The sequence below is a fragment of the Pseudomonas sp. xss_4 genome (assembly GCF_043104125.1).
In the GTDB taxonomy this organism is placed as follows: domain Bacteria; phylum Pseudomonadota; class Gammaproteobacteria; order Pseudomonadales; family Pseudomonadaceae; genus Aquipseudomonas; species Aquipseudomonas parafulva_B.
Map to the genome: position 1 here is coordinate 18,080 of NZ_JBICKJ010000096.1, position 15,475 is coordinate 33,554.

The 15,475-nt window shown below is 64.3% G+C and carries 12 protein-coding genes; 10 read left to right on the forward strand and 2 right to left on the reverse strand.

Translation table 11 applies throughout. From position 1 onward, the window contains the following. The first annotated feature begins 84 nt into the window (after positions 1 to 84). The 8 genes from ACF8GB_RS21690 (at position 85) to ACF8GB_RS21725 (ending at position 6,191) form a co-directional block, all read left to right on the forward strand. Positions 85 to 1,437: a 3-oxoacyl-ACP reductase gene (locus ACF8GB_RS21690; protein WP_326383792.1), complete on the forward strand. Its 1,353-nt coding sequence runs from the start codon at positions 85 to 87 to the stop codon at positions 1,435 to 1,437. A 2-nt stretch (positions 1,438 to 1,439) separates the two neighbouring features. Beyond that, positions 1,440 to 2,297, forward strand: coding sequence for a MaoC/PaaZ C-terminal domain-containing protein (locus ACF8GB_RS21695; RefSeq protein WP_058638400.1), 858 nt, complete (start codon positions 1,440 to 1,442; stop codon positions 2,295 to 2,297). Positions 2,298 to 2,378: 81 nt separating this feature from the next. Then, a complete protein-coding gene (locus ACF8GB_RS21700; RefSeq protein ID WP_023535180.1) occupies positions 2,379 to 2,684 on the forward strand; it encodes a MazG-like family protein in 306 nt (101 codons plus the stop codon). Next, positions 2,681 to 3,430, forward strand: coding sequence for a methyltransferase domain-containing protein (locus ACF8GB_RS21705; RefSeq protein WP_058638401.1), 750 nt, complete (start codon positions 2,681 to 2,683; stop codon positions 3,428 to 3,430). The genes ACF8GB_RS21700 and ACF8GB_RS21705 overlap by 4 nt, the downstream gene beginning before the upstream one ends. A gap of 19 nt (positions 3,431 to 3,449) precedes the next feature. Then, positions 3,450 to 4,079, forward strand: a complete 630-nt coding sequence (locus ACF8GB_RS21710) for a DUF4136 domain-containing protein (RefSeq protein ID WP_196121724.1) — start codon at positions 3,450 to 3,452, stop codon at positions 4,077 to 4,079. 19 nt (positions 4,080 to 4,098) lie between these two features. Then, the gene (locus tag ACF8GB_RS21715) at positions 4,099 to 4,668 is read left to right on the forward strand and encodes a DUF4136 domain-containing protein (RefSeq protein ID WP_058605281.1); all 570 of its coding nucleotides are present in this window, start codon (positions 4,099 to 4,101) and stop codon (positions 4,666 to 4,668) included. A 156-nt stretch (positions 4,669 to 4,824) separates the two neighbouring features. Continuing rightward, positions 4,825 to 5,295 (forward strand): A24 family peptidase, encoded by a 471-nt coding sequence (locus ACF8GB_RS21720; protein WP_058605282.1) that lies wholly within the window; start codon positions 4,825 to 4,827, stop codon positions 5,293 to 5,295. A 140-nt stretch (positions 5,296 to 5,435) separates the two neighbouring features. Next, entirely contained in the window at positions 5,436 to 6,191 is a 756-nt protein-coding gene (locus ACF8GB_RS21725; protein ID WP_081321333.1) for a response regulator transcription factor, read from the forward strand. Between the two features lie 36 nt (positions 6,192 to 6,227). Here ACF8GB_RS21725 and pbpC read toward each other — a convergent pair whose 3' ends face one another. Next, on the reverse strand, positions 6,228 to 8,585 hold the full coding sequence (gene pbpC / locus ACF8GB_RS21730) for a peptidoglycan glycosyltransferase PbpC (protein WP_392527628.1): 2,358 nt from the start codon (positions 8,583 to 8,585) through the stop codon (positions 6,228 to 6,230). A gap of 77 nt (positions 8,586 to 8,662) precedes the next feature. Between pbpC and ACF8GB_RS21735 the strand changes: the two genes are divergently transcribed. Next, positions 8,663 to 8,956, forward strand: a complete 294-nt coding sequence (locus ACF8GB_RS21735) for a hypothetical protein (protein WP_023535173.1) — start codon at positions 8,663 to 8,665, stop codon at positions 8,954 to 8,956. 53 nt (positions 8,957 to 9,009) lie between these two features. Here ACF8GB_RS21735 and ACF8GB_RS21740 read toward each other — a convergent pair whose 3' ends face one another. After that, a complete protein-coding gene (locus ACF8GB_RS21740; protein WP_392527629.1) occupies positions 9,010 to 13,911 on the reverse strand; it encodes an alpha-2-macroglobulin in 4,902 nt (1,633 codons plus the stop codon). Positions 13,912 to 14,115: 204 nt separating this feature from the next. Between ACF8GB_RS21740 and ACF8GB_RS21745 the strand changes: the two genes are divergently transcribed. Beyond that, positions 14,116 to 15,453, forward strand: coding sequence for an MATE family efflux transporter (locus tag ACF8GB_RS21745; protein ID WP_058639413.1), 1,338 nt, complete (start codon positions 14,116 to 14,118; stop codon positions 15,451 to 15,453). Positions 15,454 to 15,475: the final 22 nt, after the last annotated feature.

Sequence of the window (15,475 nt, forward strand, 5' to 3'; positions counted from 1 at the left end):
AGAGCCTAGGTGTTTTTGCCGCATTCGAACGACCTGGCCACAATCCTGGTCCACACTGTCAGACTTGCTTTCGGAGGACCCACCATGAGCGATCGCTACCTTGGTTTTGCCAACTCCAGCCTCGGCCGCAAACTTGTCGACAGCCTTGGCCTGCCTCGTCCAGCCACCCTGGAGCGCTGGGAAGCGGGCCGCATGCGGCCAGTGGACGGGCCGTTGGTCCTTGGCGGCGGCCCCTTGGCACGCCAGGTCGAAACACTCGCAGCGCGGTTGACCGACGCGGTTTACGGCTTCAACGGCCAAGGCCTCCAGTGCGAACCCTGGGTCGCTGGGTTGGGCCCCAAGATCAAGGCGTTGGTGTTCGATGCCAGTCACTTGTCCGACAGCGATGCGCTCACGCAGTTGCGCGAATTCTTCCAGCCGCTACTGCGCAACCTGGCGCCTTGCGCCCATATCGTGGTCTTGGGTCGCCCGCCTGAGGCCGTCGCCGACCCGATGGCCAGTGTCGCCCAACGTGCCCTCGAAGGGTTTAGCCGTTCGCTGGCCAAGGAACTGCGCAACGGCGCTACTGCCCAGTTGCTGTACGTGGGTGACGGCGCCGAATCTCAACTCGAAGGCGCGTTGCGCTTCTTCCTGTCGCCCAAGAGCGCATTCGTGTCGGGCCAGGTGCTGCGCCTACAGCCCTGCCAGGCTCAGGTCGAGGACTGGACACGGCCGCTCAGCGGCAAGCGCGCGCTGATCACTGGGGCTGCCCGCGGCATCGGCGCCGCCATTGCAGAAACCCTGGCCCGCGACGGTGCCGATGTGCTGCTGCTCGATGTGCCCCCAGCCAGCGAGCAATTGCAGGCGCTCGCTGCGCGCCTGGGTGGCAAGGCGCTGGTCCTGGACATCTGCGCCGGTGACGCTGCCGAGCAGTTGCTGGCGGCATTGCCCGATGGCCTCGACATCCTGGTGCACAACGCAGGCATCACCCGTGACAAGACCCTGGCGAACATGACCCCCGAATATTGGGACGCCGTACTGGCGGTGAACCTCAAGGCTCCTCAGCTGCTGACCCAGGCCCTGCTCGATAACGGCGTATTGCACGAGGACGCCCGCATCACCCTGTTGGCCTCGGTCAGTGGTATCGCCGGCAACCGGGGGCAATCCAACTACGCTGCCAGCAAGGCTGGGCTGATTGGCTTGGCCCAGGCCTGGGCACCGACGCTTGCCGAACAAGGCATCAGCATCAACGCAGTGGCGCCTGGCTTCATTGAAACCCATATGACGGGCGCCATGCCCATGGGCTTGCGCGAAGCGGGGCGACGCCTGAGTTCGCTCGGCCAGGGCGGCAAGCCCCAGGACGTGGCCGAAGCCATCGCCTGGCTTAGCCAACCTGGCTCTGGCGCCGTTAACGGCCAGGTGCTGCGGGTGTGCGGCCAGGCATTGATGGGGGCTTGAGCATGCAACGACACTGGCACGACCTGCATCAACCCGCCAGCCGCGCCAGCCTGTACCTGCGCGCAGCGGGCAAACGCCGCATCAGCGGTGATCAACTGCCCACGCACGGGCTGCGCTGCACCCTGGCGGTTCAGCCTGAGCAACTGCATGCCTACCGGCAATTGTGCCGTTTCGTCGACGATGGCCGGCTGCCTGCTACGTACCCGCACATCATGGCGTTCAACCTGCAGCTGCAGTTGATGACCGCCGAGCAGTTCCCCTTTCCGTTGCTGGGCCTGGTCCACCTGCACAACCGCATCGATGTCATCCGCCCGCTTGGGGGCATCGAGTCGCTGCGCATGGCGGTTCATGCCGACAACCTGCAGCCCCACCCCAAAGGCGGAACGTTCGACCTGATCACCCAGGCGGCGGACGGTATTGGCGTGCTCTGGCGGGAAACCAGCCGCATGCTCGTGCGCGGATTGAAACTCGACGGCAACCTGGCAGAGGCGGACGAGGGTCAGGCCAGCCACTTGCCTGAAGTCACGCGCTGGTATGCCGACAGTGATATCGGCCGCCGTTATGCCAAGGTCTGCGGCGACTACAACCCCATTCACCTCAGCGCACCCAGCGCCCAGCTGTTCGGTTTCCCCACCGCCATCGCCCACGGCATGTGGAGCAAGGCCATGGCCATGGCCGCGCTGCACGGGCACTTGCCTCACAGTGGCTATCGGTTCGAGGTGGATTTTAAAAAACCCGTGCGTTTGCCCTCGGAGGTGGTGCTCAGCGCCAGCCAGGTCGGCCCTGTGGGTGAGCTGCGCCTGGACGGCCAGACGGACGTGGTACACATGCTCGGCCGCTGGGCCCGCTTGCAGGGCTGACTGGCGCATGCTGCGCCCCGTGCAGGGAAGCTTGCTTTGCAATGGCCCTGCGCGGAAGCTATGCGCCATGAGGAGAACCCGATGAACCTGCAAGAACTGACTCAACGCCTGCATCAAATCCGCGATACCAATGACTGGCAACGTTTCCACAGCCCAAAGAACCTGGCCATGGCCGCCAGCGTCGAAATGGCCGAGCTGGTTGAAATCTTCCAGTGGCTCAGCGAGGACGAGTCACGTCGCCTGCCACCCGAACAGCTGGCCCACGCCGGGCAGGAAGTGGGCGACGTCGTGCTCTACCTGTTGCTGTTGTGCAGTGAACTGGGGCTGGACATGGACCAGGTGGTCCGCGCCAAGCTGGCTGACAGCGAAAGGCGCTTCGCACGATGAACGACCGTCATTTCGATGAACTGGCCACCCGATTTGCAGAGAAAATCTACGGTGGCGCAAAGGGGGCGATCCGGCTGGCAGTCTTGCAGGCCGACCTGGCCGAAGCCCTGCCGGATCGCCCATTGCGCATCCTCGATATCGGTGCCGGCCTGGGTCACATGGCGCTATGGTTGGCCCAACGCGGCCACCAGCTTACGCTGGCCGAACCCGCCGAGCCCATGCTCGAAGGGGCACGGGCCCGCTTTGCCGAGGCCGGCCAGGCGGCAACGTTCATCCAGGCGCCCTGGCAAGCGCTGCTGGGTGAGCTGACCGAGCCCTACGACGTGGTCGTGTGCCACGCGGTACTCGAATGGCTGGCTGAGCCGGAAAGTATCCTGCCCGTTCTGCATCAACTCACAGCCCCCGGGGGTTGGCTGTCGCTGGCGTTCTATAACCGCGATGCCTTGGTCTACCGCAACCTGCTCAAGGGGCATTTCCGCAAGCTTCGCAGTAATCGCCTTGAAGGTGAAAAGCAGAGCCTTACCCCGCAGAAACCACTTGATCCGCGGGCGCTCAGGGCGCAACTTGAACCTTTGTGGCAGGTCGAAAGTGAAAGCGGCATACGTGTTTTCCATGACTACATGCCCAAGGAATTCCAGGACCGCGCCGAGCTGCTGGACGTGCTGGAAATGGAGCTCGCTCACCGCCGCCATCCGAGTTTCGCCGGCCTGGGCCGTTACCTGCATTGGGTCTGTCGCCCACGTTGACCTGCCGTGAGGAGCAAGCATGCCGTACCGTCTGTTGCCACTGGCCCTGCTGGCTTTGGTTCTGACCGGGTGCCAAGGGACCAATCCCTACGTCGCCAGCAGCCGCCCACTGCCACCGGCCCCGCCTCAGGCAGCGACCACCTTCGACGCAAGCGCTTATCCCGCACCTGCAAGGGACTACGGCCGCTACCGCAGCTGGAGCTGGCGTGACGGGCGTCTGCCCAGCGGTTCGGCCAATGCCGACCCTGCACAGCTGGCCGATGCCGTGGCCGCAGCGCTCGATCAGCAGGGCTTGCGCCCCGCCCGCAGCGGTGTAGGTGACCTGCTCGTCGGCGCCGATATCCGCCTGGAAAAACGCCTGCGCCAAGTGCGCGACTACGACAGCTACGACCCTTACTATGGGCCCTACGGCAACGTGGGCTATGGCGGTTACCGCAACGGTTATGGGGGTTACGCCAGTGTTCCGGTCGTACGCACCTATCAGGTTGAGGTCATGGTAGTGCGCATCGACCTGTACGACAGCCGCAGCGGCCAGGCCGTCTGGAGCGCAAGTGCCGAAAGCGGCAACGACCAGGCTTCACCGCGGGACCGTGAAAATGCCGTGCGCGACGCCGTGCGCAAGGCTCTCAGCGGCTATCCTCCCAGTTAACGCCTAACGGAGATTCATCATGTTGCGCCGCCTGTTACTCGTGTCGTTTGCGGCCTTGTTGGCTGCCTGCTCAAGCCATAACGTGCAGCAGGACTACGACGCGAGTCGTGATTTTGCCGCCTACCGCAATTGGGCCTGGCAGGAGCCCGGCCTGCAATATCGTCCTGACGATCCACGCATCAAGAGCGACCTGACCGAGCAGCGCATCCGCCAGGCGGTCAGCGACCAGCTCGATCAGCGGGGCCTACGCCCAGCGCCCCCTGGCGCGCGTGCTGATCTCAACGTGCGCACCTACCTGATCGTGGAACAGCGCCAGCAACAGGTCACCACCAACTACGGCGGCGGTTGGGGTGGCTATTGGGGAGGGTACTGGGGCGGGCCGATGTACAACGAAACCCGCAGCGTCGACTACAAGGTCGCGACTATCCAGGTCGACTTGCTTGATGGGCGCGATGGCAAGCTGGTCTGGCGCGGCAGTGCCGAGCAGATCATGAACAACTACCCGCCAAGCCCGCAGGAACGCAACGAGGCTATTCAGAAAACGGTGGCTCAGGTGCTGGGCAACTATCCACCTGGCAGCAAACGCTAGCAGAGGCCCCGCAACAGACGACGACTGCGACAAAACCCATTCTCCCAACGCCTTTTCCTTGCGGCACACGGCCGTCACGCAGGTTCCGGTCTATCTTGACTAAGGAAACCTGACTGCACGGGTAAGTGTTCATCTACTAGGAAAGGCGACCTGTCGATGCAAAGCATTGTTCTTCTTCTGTGGCTTGCCTTGTGTACCGAACAGGATGTGCGCCAGCGCCAGCTCCCGGACCTGTTGACGCTGGGCGTAGCTGTAGGGGCCCTGCTGTGGCTGTTCGCAACCGGCCACACCTGGCTTGGCGCCGATCCCAGTTCGGCAGGCTGGGGCCTGGCCATCGTCATGCTGCTCACCTTGCCCGGCTACATGCTCGGCCACTTCGGCGCCGATGACGTCAAACTGATGGGCGCGCTGGCATTGGCCACCGGCACCGATCATGTGCTCGGGACCTTCATCGGGGCCGGGGTCGCGCTGTTGATCTGGCTGACCACCCGAAGGCGCTTGTGGACGCTGCTCAACCCCAAGGTGAAAAAACGCCTCCAGGCCTTGACCGAAGCCATGGGCGACAAGCAGGCATTCGTCCCCTACGTGCTGGCAGGCTACCTTCTGACAGCTGTATGGATCCAATGAAGAATCCAGCGGTCCCTAACCTTGTACACACCTTGTACAACTACGAGAGGTACGGCTACTTTTAATCTGCCAGAGCGTCTAGCCCGGGAGCAGGGCCGTATATTCACAGGGAGTTGATCGTGTCCAAACCTGTAAGTGAAATGAAAGTGCTGGTAGTCGATGATCAGCCAGTCATCGTCGAACAGCTATGCGAGTTCCTGGAAGCCAAGGGATACAGTTGCGTATCGGCACTCTCCACAGATGAGGCGGTAAAACGCTATGAGGCCGACCCCGCCATCGGTCTGATCATCTGCGACCTTCACATGCCCGGACGCGATGGCATCGAGCTGATGCGTGCCCTGAAGCAGATCGACGGTAGCCACCGCATGTTCGAAGCCATCATGCTGACCGGCCGTGCCGAAAAGCAGGACGTTATTCGGGCGCTGCGCGAAGGCTTTGCCGACTACTACCAGAAACCCATGGATCTCGACGAGCTGCTCGAAGGGGTACGCCGCCAGGAGCAGGTGCTGCAGGAACGTCAGCGCGACTTCCACGACCTCAGCGGGCTCAATCAGCGCCTGCAGGATCTGGCAGAGTCCGTCGACGAGTTGTATCAGGACCTGGAAAAAGCCCGCGGACAAGGGCCTCACCGGCGCGCCGGCGACATGGAGGAAGCCGAGGCCGAGCTGCCCTCGGTATTTGAAAAGCTGTCGCCACGTCAATTGGAAGTGGCGCGGCTGGTGGGCAAGGGCAAGACCAATTACCAGATCGCCTGTGAACTGGGTATCACCGAAAACACGGTGAAACTGTACGTGTCCCAGGTGTTGCGCCTGACCCATATGCACAACCGCACGCAACTGGCCTTGGCACTGACACCAGGTTCATCCCCGGTGAATCAACGGTTCACGGCGCACTGACAGGTGCCGGTGCCACGGCACCGGCACACCGCCATACTACTCATTGACCTGAAACACCACCCGCGCCGTTTCACCACTTTCGTCCAACGCACTCAACTCGGCCTGCCCTGCCTGCGGCAGGCGCACCATCAGGCTGTCCTGCCCTTGGGTTTCGCCCAGCGGTTGTCCATTGAGGAACCACCAACGCCGCCCACTACCGCCCAGCGCCGACACCGCCACTTGCAGCGGTTCCCCACTGGTGGCGGGGCGACGCAGATGGTCGCCAGAACGAATACCGACGATGGCCAGCGGCGGGGCACTGACCGGGCCTTGCGGTGGGCATGTGGGGTCCATGGCCGGTAGACGGGCAGCCCGCCGTTCAGCCCGAGGCAACCAGGGTTCCAAGGGGGCGGGCCACAGGGCCACCTCGCGCGCCTGGGCGCCAGGGCAATTGCTGTCCACGCGCAAGCCGCGGTCGTTGACCCAGATGTGTTCGCGCAAACCCAGGCCCAGCGGCTGATCGGCCGCCTGCAACGTGGGAGGAACGGTGCCGTCCAGGGTCCAGGCAAAACGCTGGCGCCTGCAATTGCCGTCCTGGCGGCTCATCGCCTGCCCCAGAGGCCAGCAGATCGCCGCCACCCCGACATTGGCAGGCGTTCGCTGCACCGGGGCCTCTAACCCGCGCTGGCTGTCCCGGTTGCTGAGCAGGTCGTGCACTTGCAGCATCAACGGGGCGGCCGAGGCCAAGCCGAACTGCCCGGCCACAGGGGTGCCGTCGGGCCGACCAATCCATACCCCGATCAGGTAGCGAGGGCCGACGCCAATCGACCAAGCGTCTCGAAAGCCGTAGCTGGTGCCGGTTTTCCAGGCCAGCTGGGGACGGCGTACCAGTTCGGCATGCGGGTCGCGGTCGGGCCGAGCCTGGCCGCTGAGAATGCGCCGGATGATCCACGCTGCGCCCGGAGACATGAGCCGGTGCTCCACCAGGGGTGCCTGGGGCTGCAACCGCACCTGGGCGCTTCTACCCTCCCGGGCCAAGGCCGCGTAGCCACCTACCAGGTCTTCCAGACGGCTACCGGCACCGCCCAGGATCAGCGAAAGATTGGGCTCGGCCAACGGAGGTAGCGTGAGCGGCAAGCCGCCCATGCGCAGTTGCGCGGCGAAGCGTTTCGGGCCGTAGGCTTCGAGCAGTTGCACGGCGGGCAAGTTGAGCGACAGGGCCAGTGCCGAACTCGCTGACACCGGCCCACTGAAGCCGCTGGAAAAATTGCCCGGACGGTAGTCACCGTAACGCCGGGGTACGTCCTGCAACAGCGACTCGGAATGAATGAGCCCATCGTCCATCGCCAGGCCGTACAGAAACGGCTTGAGCGTGGAGCCAGGCGAGCGCAACGCCCGCACCATGTCCACGTGCCCGAAACGCCGGGCGTCCGTGAGGTCGACCGAGCCCAGATAAGCGCGTACAGCCATGGTTTGCGCATCGACCACCAGGATGGCGGCAGACGTACGCTCCGGCAGACGCGCGCGCCATCCCAGCAGCAAGTCTTCCAGCCGGCGCTGCAACCCTGCATCCACGGTGGTACGGATCAACGGCGGGCTACCCGGGGTGTTCAGACGGCGGGCCAGCAACGGCGCCAGTGCCGGCTCCTGACGCGGCGCCAGCACCAGCGGCTCTTCGGCCGCTTCGCGCAGGCGCTGCTCGGGCCACACCTGATACTGCGCCAACCGTTGCAGCACCTTGTTGCGTGCGCGTTCGGCGCGCTCGGGGTGGCGGTCGGGGCGTAGGCGGCTGGGGGCTTGCGGCAGTACCGCCAGCAGGGCTGCCTCCGACGGCGTCAGATGCAAGGGCGACTTGCCCAGATAAGCCCAGCTGGCAGCGGCAACACCTTGCAAGGTGCCGCCGAACGGCGCGCGGTCCAGGTAGATTTGTAGAATCTCCCGCTTGGACAGGTGCCACTCCAGCTGCAGTGTGCGCCACAGCTGCCGCAGCTTGCCCGCCACGGTGCGATCATGGGGATCGAGCAGGCGTGCCACCTGCATCGACAACGTGCTGCCGCCTGACACCACACGTCCTCCCCTCGCGTTCAGCCACGCCGCCCTGACCAGGGCCATCGGGTTCACGCCCAGGTGCCGGTAGAACCAGCGGTCCTCGTACGTCAGCAACGCTTGCAGGTACAACGGCGAGACCTGCTCGGGGCTCACCGGATAGCGCCACACCCCGTCGGCATCGGCGAATCGCCACAACGGTGTGCCATCTTCTGCCAGCACGACCCGGGCCAGGTCGTCGGACGGCATGGGCAAAGGCCAGATGCGGTCGGCCAGCCACAGCAGGCCCATTAAGGCCACCACGCCAATCACCAGGGCACGCACTGCTTTGCATGGTCGCGATCGCCACCAGCGGGCTAAGCTTGGCATCGGGAACCGACCTGCCCTGAAAAGGGCCAAAGCACTGGAAACGGCAAGAACGCCGCCATGTTGATCAGGAAGCAACTATGCATGTAGAAGGTTTTTTCGAATGGCTGGGGCAAGCACTGGGATCGCTGATCCGCATCGTCGTCGACGCGCTGAGCGGGTTGTTCAACCTGTTGGCCAATGCCGGCGGCAATTTCGTCGATGGCCTGTCGCGCACCTTGGGCATGGACACCTCGCTGGTCAGCATCCTGGCCCTGATCGTTGGCCTGATGCTGCTGTTCTCGGCGATCCGCGCCTTCATGCGTGCCTCGATCATCCTAGGCATCATCTGGCTGGTATTGGGCCTGTGGGTAATGAGCTGGGTGATCCATTGAGTGGCAGTGCGACGAACAGGTGAAAGCCTCTGCTCGTCGCACAAGGCCTGCCCCTAGCGAGGCTTGACCGTCATCTCACCCTGCCCTTCCCCCACGGCCTGCAGATTCGGGCGGTACATCGACTCGACCTGCGGCGGTGGTACCCGGTAGGTGCCAGGGGTCACCGCTCGCGCCAGGTACAGCAGATGCGTCGTCGCGTAGCTGTCCAGCTTGAGCGCTGCGACGTAACGGTCGTCGCGATACTCCTGGTGAACCACGTTGGCATTTTGCATCGATTCGCGCCATTGCTTCACGGCGCCGCTGGCGTTATCCAGGCTGGCTGCACTTTGCGCAAGGTTCTGGTTTTCGAGCTCCAGGCCCGCAGGCAATAGATCGACCACCAAGGCATCGGGAACGCGCTCATCGGCCTTGAGGGCGAGGTGCACGAGTACCAGGTCGCCGCTACGCAGGTTCGCCAGGTCCAGCGGCTGGCCCTTCATGCCCAGGTACTCGCGGCGGATTTGCATGCCATTGCTACTGGCAGGCGGCGCCTGACGCGGGTAACCCGACAGGGTCAGCTGCTGGTAGACGGTCTGGCTGCCCTGGTTCTGCACCGTCAGCGGCGATGCCAGCAGTGGCCCTTCCAACTTCATGCCGGCTTCGGTGTTATTGAAGTCACGCAGCTCACCGGCGCTGTCCAGGCGGGCCTGCCACTTGACTTCCGGCGTGCCCAGCAGGCCACGCCCGGCCAAGAACAAGGCGTTGCGCTCCTGGGTGGACAGCCAGCGATTGGCAGCCACTTCATCGGACAGGGCGAAGAGCCGCTGGTCCACCTGGCCACTGGCAAGCTTGTTCTCCTGCAGCAGTGCCAGGATCAACGCCTGGTCACGCAGGGGGCTGCCGTAATCTGCCATCCAGTTCTTGCCGCGGCTGACGGCAAGCCCTGCCTGCAGGGCCTGGTCGGCACGAGGCTTGTCACCCATCTTGTCCAGGGCCACGGCCAGTTGCACCAACGGCAAACCGGAACGCGCATCGGCGCGGCGCTCGAACAACCCGCGCAGCGCGCCCAAGGGCGCCTGCTGACTGCGCGACAGCACCAGCGCGGCGTAAGCCTGCACGGCAAAACGGGTGTGATCGGCATCGTCGCTGTAGTCCACGTCGATCAGGTTGCGCTCCTGCAGGTAGCGCAACAACCGCTCGTTGGCTTTCTTCAGCGCCTCGGCGGGTACGCCATAGCCTTGGTCGCGCGCGCGCAGGAGGAAGTCGGTGACATAGGCCGTCAGCCAGTATTCCTCTTCGCTGTCGGCACTCCACAAGCCAAAGCTGCCGTTGTAGCGCTGCATGCCCAACAGGTGCTCGATGCCCATTTCGATCTTGCGCTTGCGCACCTCGGCCGGTTCACCCTCGATGCCAAGCCGCTTGAGGGTATCGGCGTCCGCATACAGCGACGGGTACAGCCCGCTGGTGGTCTGCTCAAGGCACCCATAGGGGTAAGCCTTCAGCGCCCGGATCTGTTCGGCGAGGTTGAGCGGGGGTCGGCTCGACAGGGCCAGCGTGCCCTCGAGGCCGGCAGGCTCGAAGGCCGCGAGGTCCGCCTCGGGCAGCGTCCAGGGCTGATCCTTCAAGGCCACGCGGAAGTGCTTGAGCATGGCGGGATAGGCCGGACGCACGCCCAGCGTCCATTCGCGCTCGAACGTGGTCGGCGCCTCGCCGGCCAACTGCAGGCCGGTCACCTGCACATGCACCTTGCCCTGCCCCAGGCCACCTTGGGCTTGCACCGGAATCATCAGGGTCGTCCGCTGGCCTTCGGCCAGCGCCACAGACTGCGTGGCATTGCCGGTCAGGCTCACTTGTCCTTCGGTGGTCACCTGCACGGTCAGCTGCTGGGCAGCTCCCGACAAGTTGGCCAGGTCCAGCGCCAGGCGCGTCTGATCGCCGCCTGCCAGGAACCGTGGGGCCGAGAGTTCGGCAATCAGCGGTGCGGCCACCACGGTCTTGCCCTCTGCCATGCCGAAGTGATCCTCGGTCCAGGCCTGAGCCATGAGCCGCAGCTCGCCGTTGAAATCAGGGATATCGACCGTGGCCTGCCCTTCTCCCTTGTCGTTCAGGGTCACCGGCAGGCTCTGCTGGGCCACGATGGTGACGGTGGTATTGGGGCGTTTGCCACCCTTGGCCATGGCCGCATCACCACCGAATGCCAGGCTGGCCAGACGCCCTTGCCCGGCTTCGATCAGTTGCCCGTAAATGTCGAGCTGGTCGGCACCGTAGGCCTTGCGGCCAAACAGGCTTGCGAATGGATCCGGGGTCTTGAAGTCGGTGATATTGAGAATGCCGACGTCCACCGCCGACACCAGCACCCGTACCTGCGCAGGCACGCTGCCGTCGGCGTTTGCCGCCTTGATCTTGACCGTCAGCGGCTGCTTGGGACGCATTTTTTCCGGTGCCTGCAAACTGACTGCCAGCTTGCGATCGGCACGGTCGAGCGGCAGGTGCAACACGCCTACCGCACGCTTGGGCGTGGCATTGGCCTTGCGTTCACCTGGGCGCACCACCAAGGTGCTGAGGTAAAGGTCGTGGCGTGCCCAGGCTTTGTCCAGCGGGATATCGAAGGTCTTGCCTTCTGCAGGTACCTGGATTTCCTGCCACCACAACGGGCCGTCGCTGGACTCGATCATCAAGTAACCACTGCCTGCGGCCGGCGGCGTAACCGTGACCTTGGCCGTTGCACCGTCGGCGTAGGAGGGTTTGTCCAAGGCCAGCTTGACCTGGTCGGGGCGTACAGCTCCGCCTTCGGCATTGTCCTGGGCGCGGTAGCCTGCCCAGAAGCGCTGACTGGACACCAGGCCGGTCTGCGGGTCTTCGACTTCCACGCGATAGGGGCCCCACTCGACCGGGAAGCTCAGCTTGGCCGTGGCGTCGGCCTTGACGCTTACCGTCTCTTCCACTTGGGTCAGGAATTTTTCGTTGTAGGCGTAGCTCCAGCCGTCATCTTGCGAGTAGTTCCAGTAGTAATCGCGTCGCTCGCGGATCAGCCTGACCTTGAGGTCGTCGGCGGCCAGTTTCTTGCCCTCGCGGTTAGCGACCAGAAACTCGAATTCCACCGGGCCTTCACTGTCAGCTTCATCGCCGTCGAACAGGCCACGCAGGCCTGGCAGGCGTTCGGCCGGCCAAACAGGTTGCTCGAGGCGGCGCGTAATGGGCCTGCCGCCGGACTCCTGCAAACTTGCCTGCACGGTCAGTTGCAACGGCGAACGCGCCTCTGCCCAGCGGCTGGAAATATCCAAGACCGCCTTGCCCGCCTGGTCGAGGGTGACTTCATCGAGCTCCAGGTCCTGCTCCAGTTCGCCTTCGGTAACCGACCCGAACTGGTAGCCCGGCAGTGCAGGTACCGCTTCACGCAGCGGGCGCACATAGGCCTGGCCACTCAGGCGATTGCCAGCGGCCGGCGCACCGTACAGGTAGCGGCCAGTCACCTCGATGCGCGCGTCCTGCTCAGGGGCCAGGGGCTTGCTGCTACCCTTGAGGTCGAGGGCCAGCCGCTCAGGCAGAAAGTCCTCGACCAGGAACTCGTAGACCTGCTTGCGTCCACCGCCCAGGTCGAGCAGCAGTTGCCAGCGGCCGGTCGGCGCCTCGGTGGCCAGTTGCAGCTGGTACTGGAACAGACCCTTATCGTCTGCTTCCCAGACGAACTTGCGGCTGACTTGTTCATCCGGCCTGCGTACTTCAACGTTCACCGGCTGAGCCTTGACGGGCTTGCCGTCCTGGTCGCGCAGCAGGCCGTTCAGCAGCACCGTTTCGCCTGGGCGATACAGGTCGCGCGGGCCGAAGATAAAGAGTTGCAGCGGATTGGCCTGGGGGCCGGTGATGTCGAACTCTGCCAAGTCCAAGGCCGCAGTATTGAGCTGCAGCAAGGTCGTGTGCACGCCTTGGGTGGCGATGAGGGTATCGGCCTTGGACGTGATCGGCAGTTCAGCATGACCTTTTCCATCAGTGCTGGCCTGGGCCAGCAGCTTGCCTTTCTTGTCGTGGAGCTCGATGTTCACGCCATCCATCGCCTTGCCCCCTTCCAGGGCCTGGGCGAATACATCGATGCGATCACGGTAGCGATGGGCCGATACGCCAATGTCGCTCAAGGTGAACAGGGTGGCTGGCTGGGAGTAATTGTAGGTTCCCGAGGCGCGCATTACGGCCAGGTACACACCGGGCTCCTGCAGCGGCTTGATGCCGGCAATGGGCAACAGCACGGTTTCGCGCGTGTTGCGTGCAGGGTTGAGGTCGAAGCGGCCGCTGTAGACCAGTTCGGCCATGCTCAGCGTGTCCTTGGACTGGTAGTACTCCAGGCTGCTGCTGCGCCCCCAGTTGGCCATGAACGAGGAAATCATGCCGGGTTTGACGCGGAAGAATTCCACATCCACCTTGTTCACATTCAATGCGATGACCGGCAGGCCCTCTGCCAGCCGCGTCGGCAGTAGCGAGCCCCTGCTGGCGAAGCCAACGGTGGGTTGCATGTCGCGGGTTTCAAGGCGAGTGATCGACTCTTCCTGCAACGCCTTGCCGTTGACGGCCAGCAGCCCCTTGTCCACCGTCAGCACCAGCTTGCGCTGCGGTTCCAGGTGACGCAGGCGCAGCTCCATCTGGCTGTCGGACAGCTCCCAGGCGCCGTCCAGCTTGCCCTTGACCGTGTCCACCAGGTGGACCTTGTTGGTGAAATCCTGGTCGGCATCCAGCGGCGCCGAGAAACTGACCGACAGTGTGGCCGCGCCATCGAGCTGTACTTCCGACACATCCAGTACCGTCAGCTCACGGCCCTCGTAGCGTTTGGCAAGCACCGCAGGATCTTCGCGCTGTGGCGTCTTGGCGGCGGCGCTGGCGCTGGCGGTTGGCTTCTGGGCAGGCGCTGGGGCGTCAGGCGTTGAGGAGTCACAGCCGCTGAGCAAGGCCAGCGCGCAGGCCAGCAACAATCCTTTGTTGAACATGGAGTAGACACTCGAAGGCAGGGTGTAGATGAAGGCAGCAACTATAGCGCAAGGCCAGGTGCTACACCCAGCGTTGTGCGCCAGATGAGACCTTGGTCGCACGCAATGGTTGCGTGGCCGTTACACTGTCGCCCTTGGCTTGCATTGCCGCCCGGCGGGCGCCCCGATCAAGCGCTTGCAGTCCTCGTTTTCGCTGGAATGAACATGCCCCGATTCTTCGCCGACTGGCACCACCGCCCCACCCACCGCAAGGTGTGGGGGCTGGCCGCGCCCATGATCCTGTCCAATGTCTCGGTGCCACTGGTGGCGCTGGTCGACAGCACCGTCATTGGCCACCTGCCCCATGCCCATCAGCTGGGCGCAGTGGCCGTGGGCGCTACGCTGTTTACCTTCATGGTCGGCTTGATGGGCTTCTTGCGCATGGGCTCGACAGGCTTCGCCGCCCAGGCCGCGGGCCGAGGCGATGGCGCCGCCCTGCGCCAGGTGTTGGTTCAGGGCCTGTTGCTGGCAGTAGGCTTCGCATTGCTCATCGGCCTGCTGGCCCTGCCCTTCAGCCAGTTGGCCCTGCATGCCATGCAGCCCAGCGCGGCCCTGGGGCAAGCCACACAAACCTTCTTCCACACCCGGTTGCTGGGCCTGCCGGCGGCACTGGCCAGTTACGCCTTGGTCGGGTGGTTTCTGGGGACCCAGAATGCCCGGGCGCCCTTGGCGATCCTGCTGACCACCAACCTGCTCAACATCGTGCTGAACCTGTGGTTCGTGCTCGGCCTGGACTGGGGCGTCCTGGGCTCGGCACGCGCGTCGGTGATTGCCGAATGGTGCGCGGCCCTGCTGGGCCTGGCGCTTACCCGCCCGGCCCTGCGCGCCTATCCGGGGCACATCGCCTGGGCAGCACTCAGACGCTGGCAGGCCTGGCGCCCGCTGTTGGCAGTGAACCGCGACATCTTTTTGCGCAGCCTTGCCTTGCAGCTGGTTTTCCTGCTGATCGCCGTACAGGGCGCACGCCTGGGCGAGGCGACGGTAGCGGCCAATGCACTGCTGCTCAACGGCCTGCTGCTGACGGCCTATGCCCTCGATGGCCTGGCCCACGCGGTCGAGGCGCTGTGCGGTCACGCCATTGGTGCTCGGGACCGCGGCACCCTGCGCCGTGCGCTGGTGGTAGCCGGTGGATGGTCGCTGATTGCAAGTTCGGTCTTTGCCGTTCTGTTCTGGGTGGGGGGACACCTGTTCATCGATCTGCAAACCGATATCGACAGCGTCAGGGCGGCGGCTTATCCGTACTTGCCCTATCTGGCGTGCCTGCCGTTGATCGCCGTGTGGAGCTATTTGCTCGATGGGCTGTTCATCGGGGCCACACGCGCCCGGGAAATGCGCAATGCCATGCTGACATCGCTCGCCATTGCATTGCCGTTGGCCTTTGCCCTGAGCGGGCTAGGCAACCATGGCCTGTGGTTGGCGTTTCTCGGCTTCATGGGCGTGCGCGCCATGACCTTGGCCTGGGTGGGGTGGCGCCTGCAGGGCAAGGACGCCTGGGTGGCGTGAGATGACTGGCATGGGCCAGCGA

Excerpts from the sequence above, each read along its gene's own strand:
- ACF8GB_RS21740 (WP_392527629.1), bottom strand. The coding sequence starts at position 13,911 with ATGTTCAACAAAGGATTGTTGCTGGCCTGCGCGCTGGCCTTGCTCAGC.
- ACF8GB_RS21710 (WP_196121724.1), top strand. The coding sequence starts at position 3,450 with ATGCCGTACCGTCTGTTGCCACTGGCCCTGCTGGCTTTGGTTCTGACC.
- ACF8GB_RS21715 (WP_058605281.1), top strand. The coding sequence starts at position 4,099 with ATGTTGCGCCGCCTGTTACTCGTGTCGTTTGCGGCCTTGTTGGCTGCC.
- pbpC (WP_392527628.1), bottom strand. The coding sequence starts at position 8,585 with ATGCCAAGCTTAGCCCGCTGGTGGCGATCGCGACCATGCAAAGCAGTG.
- ACF8GB_RS21745 (WP_058639413.1), top strand. The coding sequence starts at position 14,116 with ATGCCCCGATTCTTCGCCGACTGGCACCACCGCCCCACCCACCGCAAG.
- ACF8GB_RS21725 (WP_081321333.1), top strand. The coding sequence starts at position 5,436 with ATGAAAGTGCTGGTAGTCGATGATCAGCCAGTCATCGTCGAACAGCTA.
- ACF8GB_RS21735 (WP_023535173.1), top strand. The coding sequence starts at position 8,663 with ATGCATGTAGAAGGTTTTTTCGAATGGCTGGGGCAAGCACTGGGATCG.
- ACF8GB_RS21690 (WP_326383792.1), top strand. The coding sequence starts at position 85 with ATGAGCGATCGCTACCTTGGTTTTGCCAACTCCAGCCTCGGCCGCAAA.
- ACF8GB_RS21695 (WP_058638400.1), top strand. The coding sequence starts at position 1,440 with ATGCAACGACACTGGCACGACCTGCATCAACCCGCCAGCCGCGCCAGC.
- ACF8GB_RS21720 (WP_058605282.1), top strand. The coding sequence starts at position 4,825 with ATGCAAAGCATTGTTCTTCTTCTGTGGCTTGCCTTGTGTACCGAACAG.
- ACF8GB_RS21705 (WP_058638401.1), top strand. The coding sequence starts at position 2,681 with ATGAACGACCGTCATTTCGATGAACTGGCCACCCGATTTGCAGAGAAA.
- ACF8GB_RS21700 (WP_023535180.1), top strand. The coding sequence starts at position 2,379 with ATGAACCTGCAAGAACTGACTCAACGCCTGCATCAAATCCGCGATACC.